This is a genomic window from Streptomyces sp. A5-4 (genome assembly GCF_051131715.1).
Taxonomy (GTDB): domain Bacteria; phylum Actinomycetota; class Actinomycetes; order Streptomycetales; family Streptomycetaceae; genus Streptomyces.
On record NZ_CP178591.1, the window covers coordinates 4,731,433 to 4,747,727 of the forward strand.

Genomic DNA, 16,295 nt, shown 5'->3' on the forward strand with positions numbered 1-16,295 from the left:
TGTGTGCTGCCACAGGTCCGGAGGGGGCGACTCCCGCGCATGGTCACGGGCAGCTCAATGACCGGAGGACACATCATCGGGTACCCCCATGGGCCGGGTGCTCCCGGAGCTCAACATTCGCGTCTGTCGCGGCAGACATGTCCCGGAACCGTCGTGCGTCCTCCCGCTGTTTCCCGAGAGAAGAGGGTGCCCCGAACAGCGGGCGGATCGCACTGGAGATCACCTTCGACTCCGGCCGTGTCCGGTGTGAGACCTGATCCGGAGATCTTCGCTTGTCCAGCAAGTGATCAGCACACCTACCACGGCGGGAACCGTGTGAGGCTCCCGTCGTGGCTAATGTGATCACGGCGTCGCAGCCGTCCTGGATAGCCCCGTTCACCCGGTTGAGCCCCCGCTGTTTCGGCATGTTGGTGACACAGCTGCGGCACGAAGGAGCTGACGCGGTCCGCAGAGGCCGGCCGTGGAGCTTGCCGCTTGAGGACCGGGTGCTGCTGGTCACGGCTTCATCCTGACGTTCGACAAGCTATTCAGGCCCCGGAGGTCATCACGGCCCACCGCGCAGCAGTGCAGCGGTTGAAGCAGGCCCGAACGGACCTCCTCACCGCCCTGCACGCGTGGAGCGACGACGGAGGACCATTCGGCCACACAGACACTCCTAACGCGGGGCAGTAGCAGCCGCAGGCGGGCAGGCAGGCACCGCGCCGACGCTCCAGGGTGAGGATGATCCCAAGATACGGAGCACCCTGGCAGGGGGCTGCTCCTGAGGCACCCTCCGGAGCCGTCGGCCACCGTTGCGCTCATCCTCGTCTGTACATCGAGGTCGACTGAGACCTCACCAAGCCCGTCAAGGCCGTGAGGCGTGTCGTCGTTCGTGGCTGCACCTGGGCAAGGGCGACGGCACCTTCGCGTCCCGTATCCGGGTGGGCGGCGGCTGGAACACGTACACCCACCTCGTCGGCGTCGGCGACGCCAACCGCGACGGGCGCCCCGACCCGTACGCCGTCAACGCTGCCAACCCCCACGGCGCGTACCTCTCCAAGGGCACGGGCGACTGGCGCGTACCCTTCCGCTCGCGTGAGCAGGTCGGTGTGTACTTCGACGGCGCCAAGCGCCGGTACGACCACTTCGCCTGAGCGACACCTCTGGCTGTCTGAGACATCGCCACCCAGCACAACCTTCTGACGTGATCAACAGTCTGACCGGGCGCGCAGCCCCTGGTGCGCGCCCGGTCGCTTGAGAGGAACCCGCTTTGATCCATGTTCGTCCCGCCCGACATCAGCTCGTCGCGGCCGTCGCCACCGTTCTGGCCGTGACCGTCGGTGCGAGCCTCGCGACGGCGCCCGCGATCGCCGCGACGCCCACCGCTGCCGTCGCCGCGGACGCCGGACCCGCCGACGCGCAGGCGACCGTCGACGGCGTCATCTCCATCCCCCGCACCGACCAGATCCTCAGTGTCGGCCCGACCGGGTTTCTGTCGGTGGAGCGCGGATGGGACCACACGTACTACCGCTGGACCAGCACCGTCGACGGCACCACCACGGTCCTCCCGGAGTGGTACAGCGGGTACCGCGGCGGCGGTTCCGACACCGTCGTCGCCAAGGAGGACGGCACGACCCGGTATCTGCTCCATGACATGTCGTCGCCGGGCAGCGACCCCGCGGTCGTCAACCAGACCGACACCCGGCTCTACTGGAAGGGCGTGGTTGGCAGGACTCTCGTCTTCTCGTCCTGGGACGGCCAGAGCAAGGTGGGCCAGCTCCGTCTGATCGGCGAGGGGAACCAGGCGGGCAGCGACCGGCAGGTGACCGGCCTCACGCCGAACTCGAGGGTCCAGAGCGTCGAGGCTCTGTCGGACAGCTCGGCGCTCGTGCGGTACGTCTCGGCGGATGCCGACACCGACCGTTCCTACCTCGCCGTCGTGGACGTCGCCACCGCCTCCGTCGTCGAGAAGCGCGAGGTGGGCGTGTCCGCGTACGACACCGACACGGCCCTCTCCGGGGACCGCTGGGTCTGGGTCGACGCCCCGACGTCCGCGCACGCCAAGCTCATGTACGCCACCCGCGACGGTTCGGGGGGCACGTCGGCCGTGGAAGCGGCCGACCTGGGCAACTCCGTCCGCCCGCACATCGGCGTCCTGGGCGACTGGGTCACGTACGCGGCTCCGGGCGGCGCCGCCGCGACCGAAGAGTCCCCACGCTTCGCGCTCAGTGCCGTCAACCTCGTCGACGAATCCACGGTCAAGCTCCTCGACCACGCCTCGTCCACCGTCCCCACCGCCGACGGCGCGCTCCTGGTGCGCGGCGGTACGGTCGCCCACGGCGAGGGGGTCTACCGGATCGTACTCGGGGCGGACGGCAAGCCCACCGCCACGCTCATCGCGAGCACCGGCGAGCCGACCGTGCTCACGCTGCACACCGCGGCCGTTCCCCCGGTCGTCGACCTCGACAAGAACAACGGTCAGGCCCTGCTCCGCTGGGTGCTCTCCCGGACCAACGCCCAGGGCTTCGTGACGGTGCGTCATGTCGGCACGGGCCGCAGCGTGCGGTACGACTTCGCGCAGGCGGCCACCTACGAGGGCAAGGGATCCGTCGACTTCCGCTGGGACGGGATGCTCCCCAACGCCGAAGGCATGAAGGAGTTCGCGCCCAGCGGCGACTACGCCTGGGACTTCACCGCCTCCCCGCTCAACGGCATCGGTCCGGACGTCGCGCAGACCGGCACCTTCAAGGTCACACGCACGACCGGCCTGCACGACTACACGAACAACAGCACACCGGACCTGCTCTCCCGTGACGCCGCGGGCGTGCTGTGGCGCGACGACTCGGCCAAGGTGGCGTCCGCGCCGCAGCCGTACTCGACGGGTCGGGTGAAGGTCGGCGGCGGCTGGCAGATCTACAACCAGCTGGAGGCCGTCGGGAACATCGCCGGCAGCCCGGCCGGCGACCTTGTCGCCCGTGACAAGGTCGGCGTGCTCTGGCTCTACCAGGGCAACGGAAACGGCAACTTCGCTGGCCGTACAAAGATCGGCGGCGGCTGGCAGATCTACAACAACATAACCGGCGGCAGCGACCTCAACGGCGACCGGAAGTCCGACCTCCTCGCCACCGACGCCGCCGGCGACGTGTGGTTCTACAAGGGCACGGGCAACACGAGCGCGCCGTTCGCACCCCGCAAGAAGATCGGCTGGGGCTGGGGGATCTACAACCAGCTCACCGCCACCGGCAACATCACCGGCACCTCCGCCGGAGACCTCGTCGCCCGCGACAAGGCCGGTGTCCTGTGGCTGTACGAGGGCAAGGGCGACGGCACCTACGCCCCGCGCACGAGGATCGGCGGGGGCTGGGGCGTCTTCACCCACCTCGTCGGCATCGGCGACGCCGACCGCGACGGGCGGGCCGATCTCTACGCGGTCGGAACCTCGGGCGCCAAGTTCTACGCGGGCACCGGCGACAAGGCGGTCCCGTTCAAGCCCGCTGCCCCGGGCAACCTGCTCTGGGACTCGGCACCCGTCAACTCGGTTTTCTGACGACGTCGGCCTCCATCCGGTGACCCTGTTCTGACGGGACGTCGGCACGGTCGCCCAGACGGTCCTTTCGACGCGGCGGTCCTTGACGCCCAGGCGCCGGTGAGGGCGGATACGAGCAGCAGCCCGCATCCGCCCTCTCCAGGTTCCGTGAGAGACGGGCATCGGCTCCATGCCCTCTGTAAGGGGCAGGGAATTCCTAGACCGCTTGCCTGCGTGGATGCCGCCATGTCCCGACCACTCCAGAAGTGTCAGTCGGGAATGGCCGGGAATGGCCGGGAAGGGGCGGGTAGGGGACTAGCCACGCGCAGCGGCCCGCCCGCCGCACCCGCCCGCCGCACCCGCACCGCACCCGGGGCCCCGCCGCTCCACCCCACTTCAGTGGTGGAACGAAGACTTCGCGCGTCCCACCGGCTCCGGTTGCGCCCGCAGCTCCGGCAGCGAGTCCCGGAGTGCTTCGAGCAGCAGCGCCGCCAGATCGGCCGAGAAGCCGTTGCGGCACACGATCCGCAGGACGGACAGGTCCTGCCGGTTCTCCGGGAAGGTGTACGCCGGCACCAGCCATCCCCGCTCCCGCAGCCGCCGCGACACGTCGAAGACGTCGTAATTGCGTACCTCCGGCGCCGTGGTGAACGCGAACACCGGCAGCTCGTTGCCCCGGGTCAGCAGCCGGAAGTCGCCCAGCTCCTCGATCCGCTCCGCGAGCTCCATGGCCACGTCCCGGGTCGTCCGCTGCACGGCCTGGAAGCCGTCCCGGCCGAGCCGCAGGAACGTGTAGTACTGCGCGACCACCTGCGCGCCGGGCCGGGAGAAGTTGAGGGCGAAGGTCGGCATGTCGCCGCCGAGGTAGTTGACCCGGAAGACCAGCTCCTCGGGCAGCTCGGCGGGGGAGCGCCACAGCGCCCAGCCGACCCCGGGGTAGACCAGGCCGTACTTGTGCCCCGAGGTGTTGATGGAGGCCACCCTCGGCAGCCGGAAGTCCCACACCAGGTCCTCGTCGACGAACGGCGCGATCATCGCGCCCGACGCCCCGTCGACATGCACCGGCACATCGATCCCCGTGCGCTCCTGGAGCGCGTCGAGCGCGGCGCAGATCTCGGCGACCGGTTCGTAGCTGCCGTCGAAGGTGGAGCCGAGCACGGCCACCACGCCGATCGTGTTCTCGTCGCAGAGGTCGGCCGCGGCCTGCGGGTCCAGGTGGAAGCGATCGCCCTCCATGGGGACCTGCCGCGCCTCGACCTCCCAGAAGTTGCAGAATTTCTCCCAGCAGACCTGGACGTTGACGCCCATCACCAGATTCGGCCTGGCGCTGCCCGGATAGCGGTCCGCGTTCCGGTTGGCCCAGCGGCGCTTGAGCGCCATGCCGGCGAGCATGCAGGCCTCGCTCGACCCGGTCGTCGAGCAGCCGACGGCGGTCGCCGGGTCCGGTGCGTTCCACAGGTCGGCGAGCATGGCGACGCAGCGCTGCTCCAGCGCGGCGGTGCGCGGGTACTCGTCCTTGTCGATCATGTTCTTGTCGCGGCACTCGCTCATCAGGACGTCCGCCTGGGGTTCCATCCAGGTGGTGACGAAGGTGGCGAGGTTGAGCCGGGAGTTGCCGTCGAGCATCAGCTCGTCGTGGACCAGCTGGTACGCCGTCGAGGGCGCCACGGGGCTGTCGGGGAGCCGGTGCGTGGGCGGGGCCGACTCCATGGCGCCAATCGGGTCGGCCGCGCCGTAGAAGGGGTTGAGCGAAAGCCTGCGGTACTGCTCGCTGGTCCCCTCGGCCCCGCCGGTCTTGCCGTTCGGGTGCCGCTGACCGCCCTGGTGAAGTGCCATGCGCCCACCATAACGGGACATAAGACGCGCAATCGTGCGGCGTGAGGGCTTGCACCTCACGTGACGTGAGGGCCCAGGCTGAGACGCGTACAGCGAAAGACGCACACACGAGAGACACCTACAGCGAAGGAGCGGGAGCCGTGAGCTACTCCGTGGGGCAGGTCGCGGGGTTCGCCGGAGTGACGGTGCGCACCCTGCACCACTACGACGAGATCGCCCTGCTCTCCCCGGGCGGTCGCAGCCACGCGGGCCACCGGCGTTATAAGGACGCCGACCTCGACCGGCTGCAGCAGATCCTGTTCTACCGGTGGCTTATGGCGCTGACCTGCGCTGATGTACCACCCGTGACGGGCTGAGGGCACTTCGAGGGCACATCGGCGCCGAGAACGGCCTCGACGGCGTCCCGTGTCGTGTCCTCCTGGTTGGGCCACAGAGGGCGCCCGCGCCCCGCTGCGCCAGGCACCCGAGAACTTGCGCGACCTCGGGCCGACCACCGCCGCCGGATGGGTACTCGCCCTCGACAACCTCTCGGGCCTGCCCGGCTGGCTCTCCGACGCCCTGTGCCGCATCGTCACGGGCGATGCGCAGGTGACCCGCGCGCTGTACACCGACGACGACGTGAACGTGATCACCTACCAACGCCCCGTACTGCTCGCAGGCATTGACCTCGGCGCCCTGCGCAACGACCTCGCCGAGCGCATGCTGCCGCTCGAACTCGCCCCCATCCCCCGGCACAAGCGGCGCACCGCACGCACTCTGTGGGCCGCGTACGAGCAGGCGCACCCGCGCATCCTCGGCGCGCTGCTCGACCTCGCCGCCACGGTATGGGCCGAACTTCCGCACGCCGCCGCCGACTTGACCGAACGCCCGCGCCTGGCCGACTTCGCCGAGCTGCTGCACGCCCTCGACCGGGTCACCGGCTGGCACAGCCTCGACGCGTTCAACGCCACACAGGACGCGCTGAACGAGACGGTCCTCGACGGGCACCCGGTCGCCGCCGCACTGCGTGAGTGGACCACTTCCCACGCCTTCCCGCTCGACGGCTGGACGGGCACCATGGCCGAGCTTCACCGGCTGCTCGGCAGCGACGGGCGCGGCCTCGCCGACGGCTGGCCCAAGACGCCCGCCGTACTCAGCGCCCGCATCCGCCAGGTTGCCCCCGCACTCCGCTCCCGAGGTATCCACGTGGCCCGCACCTCGGGCAGCAACAAGAACGGCAAGGTGTGGTCCGTGACCTACGCCCCGCCGACATGACCGCCACTCGCCCTCGACGCGCCCCGGAACGGCAACCCGCCGCCCGGGGCGCAGCCGTCTCTCGGGGGACGCGCAGGGGACGGCAGGGGACGCGCCCCGCACGGCGCAGCGTCTCCGCAACTTCCCGCCCCTGCCTGCGGAAGCGGACGAACTGCCCCGTCAGGGGGACGCAGGGGACGCCGTAACCCCCTCTCCTCTCTGTCCTGATGAGAAGAAGGGGGAAGAAGGGAGAGAGCAGCCAGGAAAGTGCGTCCCCCGCGTCCCTGCCGTCCCCCGGCGACGCACCAAAACGTTGCGCTGCGACCGGTCGTGTCCTTGCGCGCGCGGGCGCGCGCGAATACAGCGCCCCACTGACAATGCTGAGGCCCGAATGCGCCCGCGACCGGCCGCCAGCCCTCCCGCGCGGGAACGCCAGTCCCGCGCCGTCACGACACGGCGAGTTCGCGATGCTCAGCCCAAGCGCGCGCGGCAGCGATCAACGCTGCGCGATGCGGCGCGGGATCTGACCTCTCCCGGCTCTCCCAGACGGCGCGGACCGTGTGGGCGAAGGTGGTCACTGCGTCTGGCGGGGCCATGCGGTAAGCGAGGAGCTGCTGCGCGAACTCCTCGGCCCGCTCGGGAGTGTGGCCCGCGTGGATGAGCCGTAGGACGGTGAACGCCGTATCGGCCCAGTTGGGCCCCGGGCAGGCGAGTGCCCAGTCGACCAGTCTGATTCCGGTAGGTGTGGCCAGCATGTTCAGCGCGGACGTGTCCGTGTGGACGAGCGAGTTGCCGTCGAGATCGTGGGCGCGGTCCTCGGGGAGGAAGGCGGCCCACCGGACACGTAGCGGCTTCTTGCGCGGAACTGATGCGGGCCAGGGTGCGGCAGACATGGTGTTGAGCGCGTCGACGAGCGGGGGCAGGTCGGGGGAGTTGGGGGCGAGGTCGGGGTGATGGCCGACTAGGAACTCGTACCCGACGAGCAGCCATCCGCCTGCCTCAACCTGCCAGAGCGGGCGGGGGGCGAGCGGCGCGTGATCACTCACGCGCGCCTCTGCTCGGTACATCCAAGCGGATGGGTCGTCGAGTCGGGTGCCCTTGACGAACACGGGGCCCGACGCGCTGCGCAGCGTGCACGCGAGGGGGGACATCACACCGTTGGTGGCGGTCTCGGCCTGCCCTACCCGTTCGGTGTGGGCCTCGACGGCCTGCCGTGTGGCGAGGGGGAGTTCAGTCCATGCGGTGCGGTCCACCCGGTGTTTCTCCTCGTGCAGAACGGAAGCCGGTCCCGGCCTGGCCACACAGGGTGGCACAGGCCAGGGACCGGCCGCAGGGTCGTGTCAGGCGTGCTTGGGGCTGTTGTGGCAGTTCGCATGACACTGCGAACAGTCGGCGATGTCCAGCTCAGGCCAGAACTCCATGTCGACCACGTACCCGGCCGACACGATGGTGTCCACGGTGCGGGCGCGCAGGGCCTTGCCGCCGCCGTGCTCCTCCTTGTCGAGGAATCCGGGCTGATGGTGGACGAACTTCCCGAGCGTCCCCGCGCAGAACTCCTGATACGCCTTGGTGTGCAGCAGGAAGGCGTGCCAGAAGTCATCCACCAGCGGTGAAGGGCTGAGCGGGGTAGGGCTGTGGGCGCCTGCGGCGAGGAAGGCGAGCATCTGCCCGATGCCGCGCTGCGCCCGGTCCTCGGTCATCTCCGGGAACTTGGCGCGCATGTTGGACGCGAGAGTTGCCCGCAGCTCTGGACGGATCAGCGTTCGGGCGTCGGTCGCGGGACGTTCCTGTACGACGGTCACGGTCCTTACCTCCTGGATGTGGTGGTGCGTCGGACGTGTGTGGAGCAGCACCGGGGCCGGAGCCGCGCGCGGGGCGACGCGGGCCGAGGTGAAACCCCGCCCGCCTGTTGGGTTGTGTGTCAGGCACCATCAGGCGGGCGGGGAGTTCTGGAGGAGCGTTGCGCCCGGATCGGGCATGGTCAGCGTGGGAGCATGGGCCCCTCGGTCGGCGAGGGCGCTGTCGACTGTGGCGGCGAGGGAGATGAACCCGGCAGCCATGCCGAGGGCCCATAACCAGCCCAGGACGATGCCCAGCGGATCACGCGTCGAGGGGCTGTGGGTTGCGTGGCGGGGGTTCACAGACGGCCCTTGCGGGCCTTGTCGCGGAGTTCGAGGATGCGGCCAATCTGGTAGCTGCACCACTCCAGTTGGTCCGGAGTCAGGACGAGCAGCGACTCGCTTGTACCGCCGTCCTCGTAGTGCACGAGCACGGGCAGGCCGCCTTGCTGCGCGCGATGGTCGTACGCCACGTCGCGTTTCATGGTCGAGACGTGTGTGCCTGTGCCGGGACAGGTCGCAGGGTGCCGTCGGTCGGAGCGGACCACTCGGCGCCGCCACCGGGCGGGCGCAGGAGGTAGGTCCGTCGCCCCTCGCCGGGCAGGGCGACCACGACGCCGATCTCGTCACCATGGGCGGTATCGCGGGCAAGGTCGCCGAGGCGGGGGTAGAACGGGGCCGCCGTGCCCAACTCGGCGCCTTGGAGGGAGATGAGGGGAAGCTCGGCGCCTTGGGAAGGGAGATGAGGGGAAGCTCGTCCGGTCATGCCTATGAAGCTAGGAGCGCGTCACGGGCTCAATATGAATCGGAGGAATACCGCCCTCATCCGTCCAGGTGGAAGCGGTCGGACATGCGCCGCAGCTTCTCGCGCGTCACGGTCCGCTCGGCGTAGACGATGCCGCGCAGGGTCGCACGGGCGACGGGGTGATTGCGTACGAGCTGAGGGGCGATCCGCTCGGCCGCCTCCAGTTCGGCGAGGGCGCGGTCGCGGCTTCCGTCCCACAGCCAGGCTCGGGCGAGGTCCATATGGTGGTGCCCCTGGCGGGAGTTGGGCAGGGCGACGATCACCTCGGGTTCGGTGCGGCGGTTTATGGCGAGAGCCTTGGTCTGGTCGCCCATTTCGAGCGCCACACTGATGGCGTGAACGTGCACGTTGCCCGGCGAGAACGTCACGGAATGGCGATCGTAGACAGGCGGTCCCTGGTAGCCGCTCATCCGCTCCGCTGCCGTCTTCGCGTGGCCGATGCGTTCCTCTGTCTCAGCGGCTTGTCCCCCGCGTGCAGCGGAGACAGCGGCGCGGAGTTGCAGGGTTCCCCACATCCGTACGGCGAGCGGATCACCGCGTTCGTAGTCGCGCTGCACTCCAGCGATGGCCTTGTCCGAGAGCGTGAGCGAGTCGGCCCAATCGGCGGTTGCCCACATGTCCCACACGCGCATCCAGTCGGCGAGGGCAGGCATCACGGGGTCGCCGGACAGGCGGGCCGACCACGCGGCGCGCTCGGCCGCCATGGCGATCAGTTCGGGGTGCCCGAGGGCGTGCGCGGCGGTGTGGGCGAACTTGCAGGCGATCGCGTAAATCGAGTACGCCTCTTCGCGCTCGTGCCCCGTGGCCACCTCGGCGAGGGCACGCGCCTCGCGCAGCAGGTCGGGCAGTGTCCGCAGGATCGCGACGTTGGCCGCAGCGTCCCGCAGGCGGTGCAGCCGGGTCATCTCACGCCACAGCTCGCCAGAGGCGCGGGGGTCGCCGTCGAATACCGGCGTCAGGTCGTAGCGGCGCAGCTCGCGCAGGATCGAGGCCGCAGAGACCTGCCACTGATTCTCGCTGGGACTGCTGCTGTACGGACGGCCGATGAGGTCGTTGGGGTGTACGTGCAGCTCGGCGGCGAGCAGGTTCAACAGGCCCACGCGGTCCAGCTCGATCAGGCCGCGTTCCATCTTCGACACCCAGCCCTGTGTCTTGCCCAGCGCGGCGGCGAGGTCGGCCTGCGGCATCCCGAGGAGGAGCCGCGCACGACGGACGCGACGGCCGATCTCTTCGGCTTCCTCCAACATCAGCGCACTCCCCACATGGTGGCGGGCCGACGGTGCTCAAGCGGTCGGCAGGGCATCACGGCTCCATCCGGTCGGGCTCATCCCTCAGAACGGTACCCATGCCGATGGGGCGCTGTGGAGTGAGTACGGCCAGCCGTCGCGCACGGCGGGCGCGGAGCCCGGAAAACCAGCGGCGCGCCCTTGTGCCCCGAGGGCACACTCAGGGCACAAGGACGGGGAAGAGCCCGGAAAACGGCGGCAACTACTGAACGTAGTTTTCGCACGTCAACCGGGCTCTTAGGGGAACAGTGCAGGTCAGACGATCAAGCGGACGGTTCCTGTTCTACCGGGAGCTCGGCTTCCCGCTCGACGAGGTGGCGGCCCTCCTGGACGATCCCGCCACGGACCCGCAGGACCACCTGCGGCGTCAGCACGCGCTGCTGTCCGCCCGGATCGGCACATTGCGGGAGATGGCCGCCGCCGTCGAAACAGCCATGGAGGCAAGGAAGATGGGCATCGGTCTCACCCCTGAGGAGAAGTTCGAGGTCTTCGGGGACCACGACCCGGACGCGTACGCGCGGGAGGCCGAGGAGCGCTGGGGCGGCTCCGACGCGTACCGCGAGTCCCGGCGCCGTACCGCGTCGTACACCAAGGAGGACTGGCGGCGGATCCAGGCCGAGGCCGACGCCATCACCCGCCGCTTCGTCGCCCTGATGGAGTCCGGCGCCGAGCCCGAGTCCCCGGCGGCGATGGATGTCGCCGAGGCGCACCGCGGCTGGATCAGCGCCAACCACTACGCGTGCGGCTACGAGATCCACGTCGGACTGGCCGAGATGTACGTCGCCGACGAACGTTTCACGCGGAACATCGACCGGATCAAGCCAGGTCTGGCGGCCTTCCAGCGGGAGGCGATGCTGGCGAACGCCGTCCGCGCCGTGTGAGGCCACACACGGGCGACACGAGGGGACGCCCGCACGCGGACACGCGCGGGGCCGCACCCGGGCCGGAGCCCGGGGATTGCCAGGGGAACACTGGAACCAGGCGGGGCCCGGCCACGTTGTAGCTTTGGCAGCAGACCCGCCGCTGACGATCCCACCCTGGAGCCCGGTACCCGTGAATACGCTGTCGCTCGGACCGAGCTGGCTTGAGCCGAACTACCTGCTGGAGCAGTTCGGGCTGGCAGGTCTGCTGCTCATCGTCTTCGCGGAGTCGGGTCTGCTCATCGGCTTCTTCCTGCCGGGCGACTCGCTGCTCTTCACCACCGGCATCCTGGTGACGACGGGCGTGCTCGACACCCCGCTGTGGCTGGTCTGCGTGCTCGTCGTCCTGTCGGCCGTCATCGGTGACCAGGTCGGCTATCTTTTCGGCCGCAAGGTCGGCCCATCGCTCTTCAACCGGCCCGACTCCAAGCTCTTCAAGCAGGAGAACGTCCAGAAGGCGCACGAGTTCTTCGAGAAGTACGGCCCCAAGTCCCTGATCCTGGCCCGCTTCGTGCCCGTCGTGCGGACGTTCACGCCGATCATCGCCGGCGTCAGCAAGATGAACTACCGCTCGTTCATCACGTTCAACGTCATCGGCGGTGTGCTCTGGGGCGCCGGCGTGACGCTGCTCGGCGCCGCCCTGGGCAACGTGAAGTTCGTCCACGAGAACATCGAGGCGATCCTGATCGGCATCGTGCTGATCTCGGTGCTGCCGATCGCGATCGAGTTCCTGCGCGCCCGCGGCAAGAACAAGAAGGCGGCGGCAGCCGCGGCCGACGGTCAGGACGGGCTGCCCCCGACCTCGCGCGGCCGCCACGCCAAGCGCTGAGGCCCCGCACCGCGCGGCCGCAGAGCCGCAGTCCCGTAGGCGCTAGAAGCCGCGCGTCCGCTTGGCCGCGCGGCGGCTGGCTCCCCGGCCGGTCCCCGGAGTCTTGAGGAACAGCCGGGAGATCTCGCCACCCAGGTTCACCCCGATCGCGATCGCCAGCGCCAGCGCGGCGGCCTTCGACAGTGAGGCCATCCCGGCGTTCAGGTCGTTCTGCGCGATGCCGAGCAGACCGAAGTACGTCGCGGAGCCCGGCAGCAGCGGACCGATCGCCGCCGTCACGTACGGCAGCGCGGACGCGTACTGGTAGCGCGAGAACAGCTGGCCGAAGAGGCCCACCAGACCGGCGGCGACGGCGGTGGCGGCGACCGGTGAGATCCCGCCGACGTTGTTCATCGCACCGTAGATGAGCCAGGCCACCCCACCGTTCAGGGTCACCATCAGTACGGTGTTGCGCTCCTGCTGGAGCAGGATGGCGAAGGCGAACGACAGCAGCATCGACGCGAGGATCTGGGTCACCGGACGCTCGGTGCCCTGCAGGGCCGCGGCCGGGTGCAGCTCGGCGTGCAGCTGCAGGCCGAGATAGAGCACGATCAGCACGCCCATGACGATCGCGATGAAGAAGTACATGACTTCGAGCAGTCGCGCGGACGCGGTGATGTAGTAGCCGGTCAGGCCGTCCTGCACGCCCGCGACCAGGGCCCGCCCCGGCAGCAGCGCGAAGAGCCCACCGGTGATGACGGCGGACGGCTGGGTGTCGAACAGCGAGGTCGCGGGCGCCAGCGTGAGCGCGACCCCTATCGCGGCGGGCGGCATCGCGGCGACCACGAACTGGTAGAACTCCGGGATCCCGCGCCCCGCGAGCACCCACGCGAGCCGGTCGCCGAGCATCGCGCCGACCATCGCCGCCAGGAAGACCACCGGGCCACCGCCGACGAGCACGGAGGCCGCACCGGCCAGCAGCCCGCTCGCGCCCGTCAGGGCCCAGCCCGGGTACGGGTGGCGGTTACGGCGGATCTCGGCCAGCGTGCGGTACGCCTCTTCCAGCGTGACGTCGGTGTCCGGCGACGTGATGTCGTCGATGAGGTGGTAGACGGCCGCCAGTCGCGTGTAGTCGGTGCCCCGCCTGCGCACGGTCCTGCTGGCCGTCACCGGGTCGTCCACCAGCGACGGCTGGTAGGAGATCGACAGCAGGGTGAAGGTGACGTTCGGCTCGCAGCGGTCGAGCCCGTACGCCCGGCTCACCCCGAACATCGCCGCCTCGACGTCCTCGGCACCCTCACCGCCGGCGAGCAGCAGCTCGCCGATACGCAGGGTCAGGTCGAGTACGCGCGGCACCGCGGGCCCGGCGTCGTCGTGCCGCTGCACCGGCTCCGTCACGGGCCGGTCGCCGACCGGCATGCGCAGCAGGGTCCGCATCCGGTCCTGCCAGGGCGCCTCCTTGGTCAGCCGGATCACGGGGATGCCGTGGGCCGGGGTGAAGGTGGGCGCGTTGCGGACGCTGTACGTGCTCGGTGTGTCGAACGCCGACGCCTCGGGGAGGGCGGGCAGTTCGGCGGTCATCCCCTGCGGCAGCGCGAACTCCGAGGTCGGATGCTCCTCCTCGGCCGGCTCGGGCTGCCATCCGCCGGACGGCGGCGTGAAGGCGCTGCGCGCCTCGTCCGACTGCGGCTTGCGGTCCTCGGGCCCGTTGTCGTCGGCCCCCCAGCCGCGCTTCGGCTCAGCCACCACTTGCCCCGCTCCTTGCCCTGCTCGTTCTTGCCGTCGTGCTTGTTTCAGTACTCGCACGTCGTGTGCTCGTACGTCGTGCGTTCGCGTCGTACGTCGTGATCATCTCGCTCGCCCGCAGGCCCAGTATGCGGACGCGGGCCTTCAGGTCACGCAGGACCCAACACGCGGCGGGCGGCGCACCCCCGTTGGGGTGCACCGCCCGCCGCGCTGCCGGACGAGCCTGGGCTCGTCGGTTCGAACCCTGTCAGTGCTGCCCACCCTGCGCCTGCAGGCGCTTGTACGAGGCCTCGACCTCGGCCTCGGCCTCGGTGCGCCCGACCCAGTCGGCGCCTTCCACCGACTTGCCGGGCTCCAGGTCCTTGTAGACCTCGAAGAAGTGCTGGATTTCCAGGCGGTCGAACTCCGAGACATGGTGAATGTCGCGCAGGTGCTCGACGCGCGGGTCCGACGCCGGGACACAGAGCAGCTTGTCGTCGCCACCGGCCTCGTCCGTCATCCGGAACATGCCGATCGCGCGGCACTTGATGACACAGCCCGGGAAGGTCGGCTCCTCCAGGATGACCAGGGCGTCCAGCGGGTCGCCGTCCTCGCCGAGGGTGTTCTCGACGAAGCCGTAGTCCGCCGGGTAACTGGTCGAGGTGAAGAGTCGACGGTCAAGGCGGATCCGACCGGTTTCGTGGTCCACCTCGTACTTGTTCCGCGAACCCTTCGGGATCTCGATGGTGACGTCGAACTCCACGGGTGGCTCCTCCATGATCAGCACATACTTCGGGTGGTTAAGTGTCCCTCACGCAGGTGTGTGGTTGCGAAAGGGGCTGGTCCGCAGTGCCGGAGTGGAAAATGTGGCAGCTCGCGACGGGCGCCGCCGTGGTCGGTCTCTCCCTGTCTGCCGGGACGGTGGCCGCGGCAGGCCCCTGGGACTCCGGTCAGCGTAAGGCCGAGCGGGAGTGGGCTGCCTCCCAGGACCGTACGGGTGGCGCACATCACGACACACCGGCGCGCGACGCCCCCGCGCCCGCCCCCAGCGCCGCCGGCGTACTCGCCGCCCTGGGCGCCCCCGTGCCGCCGGCCGCCAAGAGCGGCGTCGCCGACGCGCTCGGGCCGCTGCTGCGCGACGACCCCACTCTCGGCACGGTCCGCACCGCCTCGGTGATCGACACCGCGACGGGCACCCAGGTGTACGGGCGAGGGGCCCGCGACCCGATGACCCCCGCCTCCACCATCAAGATCGCCACGACCCTCGCCGCGCTCTCCGCGCTCGGCCCCGACCACCGCATCGCCACCACCGTCACCGCCGTCCCCGACGGCAAACGGGTCACGCTGGTCGGCGGCGGCGACCCGACGCTCGGCCGGGCCGGACTGCGCGCCCTCGCCGACGACACGGCCAGGGTGCTGAAGGACCGCGGTGTCGGCGAGGCGGAGATCTCGTACGACACGACGCTCTACTCAGGACCCGAGCTTCACCCCATCGGCCCCAACGAGAACATCAGCCCCGTCAGCGCGCTCATGCTCGACGAGGGCCGGCTCGACGGCTCCCACAGCGGCCCCGCCCCCCGCACCGGCGACCCCGCGGGCGACGCCGCCCGTGCCTTCGCCGAGCTGCTGCGCGAGCGCGGCATCAAGGCCAAGGGCGACCCGGCCAGGGGGAAGACACCGAAGGGCGCAGAGCCGGTCGCCAAGACCTTCTCCGAGCCGCTCTCCGCCCTGGTGGAGCGCGCCCTGACCCACAGTGACAACGACATCGCCGAGGCCCTGGCCCGCCATACGGCCCTCTCGTCCGGTCAGCCCGCGAGCTTCGAAGGAGCCGGCCGGGCGGTCGAATCCCGGCTGAGGAAGCTGGAACTGCCGCTGTCCGGAGCCCGATTCGCGGACGGCAGCGGCCTCGACCGGGCCGGCCGCGTCTCCGCGGCTCTTCTGGCCCAACTGCTCGCCCGCGCCACGGACCCGGCCCGACCCGGCCTGCGCCCCGTGCTGACGGGCCTTCCGGTGGCCGGGTTCAGCGGCACCCTCAAGAGCCGCTACCGCGAGGAATCACCGGGTACGGGCATGGTCCGCGCCAAGACAGGCACCCTCACCGGCGTCAACACCCTGGCCGGCACCGTCGTCGACGCGGACGGCCGGCTCCTCTCCTTCGCGTTCCTCTCCTCGGGCGCCACGACCCCCGCTGCGGCCCAGTCCGCCCTGGACCGGCTGGCCTCCACCATCGCCAACTGCGGCTGCGCGCCCTCCGAGGGGCGGCCGGGCCGCAAGTGAACCCCGGGGAAGTTCAGGGTCGCGGGTGGTGGGCAACCCCTCACCGCCGGTGCGTTGAACCA

Annotated in this window: 15 protein-coding genes and 2 pseudogenes; 8 read left to right on the top strand and 9 right to left on the bottom strand. The window is 70.2% G+C overall.

Annotated features, from left to right (window positions below; translation table 11 throughout):
- Positions 1-329 precede the first annotated feature (329 nt).
- The 3 genes and pseudogenes from ACLLJJ_RS22025 to ACLLJJ_RS22035 form a co-directional block, all read left to right on the top strand.
- Positions 330-503: pseudogene (locus ACLLJJ_RS22025) on the top strand (IS5/IS1182 family transposase); the annotation flags it as partial.
- Positions 504-920: 417 nt separating this feature from the next.
- Complete coding sequence (locus ACLLJJ_RS22030; protein WP_434594248.1) at positions 921-1,133, top strand: hypothetical protein; 213 nt, start codon at positions 921-923, stop codon at positions 1,131-1,133.
- Between the two features lie 116 nt (positions 1,134-1,249).
- Positions 1,250-3,526: an FG-GAP repeat domain-containing protein gene (locus tag ACLLJJ_RS22035; RefSeq protein WP_434594250.1), complete on the top strand. Its 2,277-nt coding sequence runs from the start codon at positions 1,250-1,252 to the stop codon at positions 3,524-3,526.
- 375 nt (positions 3,527-3,901) lie between these two features.
- On the opposite strand, the gene ACLLJJ_RS22040 is transcribed toward ACLLJJ_RS22035, so the two are convergent.
- Positions 3,902-5,341 carry a glutamate decarboxylase gene (locus ACLLJJ_RS22040; RefSeq protein WP_434594252.1) on the bottom strand — a complete coding sequence of 480 codons (1,440 nt, stop codon included), beginning with the start codon at positions 5,339-5,341 and terminating at the stop codon, positions 3,902-3,904.
- 140 nt (positions 5,342-5,481) lie between these two features.
- On the opposite strand from ACLLJJ_RS22040, the pseudogene ACLLJJ_RS22045 reads away from it, so the two are divergent.
- Positions 5,482-5,655: pseudogene (locus ACLLJJ_RS22045) on the top strand (MerR family transcriptional regulator); the annotation flags it as partial.
- 157 nt (positions 5,656-5,812) lie between these two features.
- Positions 5,813-6,595: a hypothetical protein gene (locus ACLLJJ_RS22050; RefSeq protein ID WP_434594255.1), complete on the top strand. Its 783-nt coding sequence runs from the start codon at positions 5,813-5,815 to the stop codon at positions 6,593-6,595.
- Positions 6,596-7,020: 425 nt separating this feature from the next.
- Here ACLLJJ_RS22050 and ACLLJJ_RS22055 read toward each other — a convergent pair whose 3' ends face one another.
- From ACLLJJ_RS22055 to ACLLJJ_RS22080, 6 genes are all read right to left on the bottom strand, one after another.
- Entirely contained in the window at positions 7,021-7,827 is an 807-nt protein-coding gene (locus ACLLJJ_RS22055; RefSeq protein ID WP_434594257.1) for an aminoglycoside phosphotransferase, read from the bottom strand.
- An 87-nt stretch (positions 7,828-7,914) separates the two neighbouring features.
- Positions 7,915-8,376, bottom strand: coding sequence for a glycine-rich domain-containing protein (locus tag ACLLJJ_RS22060; RefSeq protein WP_434594260.1), 462 nt, complete (start codon positions 8,374-8,376; stop codon positions 7,915-7,917).
- A gap of 129 nt (positions 8,377-8,505) precedes the next feature.
- The gene (locus tag ACLLJJ_RS22065; protein ID WP_434594263.1) at positions 8,506-8,715 is read right to left on the bottom strand and encodes a hypothetical protein; all 210 of its coding nucleotides are present in this window, start codon (positions 8,713-8,715) and stop codon (positions 8,506-8,508) included.
- On the bottom strand, positions 8,712-8,897 hold the full coding sequence (locus ACLLJJ_RS22070) for a hypothetical protein (protein ID WP_434594266.1): 186 nt from the start codon (positions 8,895-8,897) through the stop codon (positions 8,712-8,714). Before ACLLJJ_RS22070 ends, ACLLJJ_RS22065 begins: the two co-directional genes overlap by 4 nt.
- On the bottom strand, positions 8,894-9,178 hold the full coding sequence (locus tag ACLLJJ_RS22075; protein WP_434594268.1) for a hypothetical protein: 285 nt from the start codon (positions 9,176-9,178) through the stop codon (positions 8,894-8,896). The genes ACLLJJ_RS22070 and ACLLJJ_RS22075 overlap by 4 nt, the downstream gene beginning before the upstream one ends.
- A gap of 56 nt (positions 9,179-9,234) precedes the next feature.
- Entirely contained in the window at positions 9,235-10,464 is a 1,230-nt protein-coding gene (locus ACLLJJ_RS22080; protein WP_434594270.1) for a helix-turn-helix domain-containing protein, read from the bottom strand.
- 287 nt (positions 10,465-10,751) lie between these two features.
- Between ACLLJJ_RS22080 and ACLLJJ_RS22085 the strand changes: the two genes are divergently transcribed.
- Positions 10,752-11,384 (top strand): MerR family transcriptional regulator, encoded by a 633-nt coding sequence (locus ACLLJJ_RS22085; RefSeq protein ID WP_434594273.1) that lies wholly within the window; start codon positions 10,752-10,754, stop codon positions 11,382-11,384.
- A gap of 172 nt (positions 11,385-11,556) precedes the next feature.
- A complete protein-coding gene (locus ACLLJJ_RS22090) occupies positions 11,557-12,252 on the top strand; it encodes a DedA family protein (protein WP_434594275.1) in 696 nt (231 codons plus the stop codon).
- Positions 12,253-12,294: 42 nt separating this feature from the next.
- Here the strand turns inward: ACLLJJ_RS22090 and ACLLJJ_RS22095 are convergent, their stop codons facing one another.
- Positions 12,295-13,977 (bottom strand): threonine/serine ThrE exporter family protein, encoded by a 1,683-nt coding sequence (locus ACLLJJ_RS22095; RefSeq protein ID WP_434594277.1) that lies wholly within the window; start codon positions 13,975-13,977, stop codon positions 12,295-12,297.
- 247 nt (positions 13,978-14,224) lie between these two features.
- Entirely contained in the window at positions 14,225-14,719 is a 495-nt protein-coding gene (locus tag ACLLJJ_RS22100; RefSeq protein ID WP_283516579.1) for an inorganic diphosphatase, read from the bottom strand.
- 101 nt (positions 14,720-14,820) lie between these two features.
- Between ACLLJJ_RS22100 and dacB the strand changes: the two genes are divergently transcribed.
- Positions 14,821-16,233 (top strand): D-alanyl-D-alanine carboxypeptidase/D-alanyl-D-alanine endopeptidase, encoded by a 1,413-nt coding sequence (gene dacB / locus ACLLJJ_RS22105; RefSeq protein WP_434594279.1) that lies wholly within the window; start codon positions 14,821-14,823, stop codon positions 16,231-16,233.
- The last annotated feature ends 62 nt before the right edge of the window (positions 16,234-16,295 follow it).

Coding starts and splice junctions, on each gene's coding strand:
- ACLLJJ_RS22040 (WP_434594252.1), bottom strand. CDS start 5,341: ATGGCACTTCACCAGGGCGGTCAGCGGCACCCGAACGGCAAGACCGGC.
- ACLLJJ_RS22075 (WP_434594268.1), bottom strand. CDS start 9,178: ATGACCGGACGAGCTTCCCCTCATCTCCCTTCCCAAGGCGCCGAGCTT.
- dacB (WP_434594279.1), top strand. CDS start 14,821: ATGTGGCAGCTCGCGACGGGCGCCGCCGTGGTCGGTCTCTCCCTGTCT.
- ACLLJJ_RS22070 (WP_434594266.1), bottom strand. CDS start 8,897: ATGAAACGCGACGTGGCGTACGACCATCGCGCGCAGCAAGGCGGCCTG.
- ACLLJJ_RS22080 (WP_434594270.1), bottom strand. CDS start 10,464: ATGTTGGAGGAAGCCGAAGAGATCGGCCGTCGCGTCCGTCGTGCGCGG.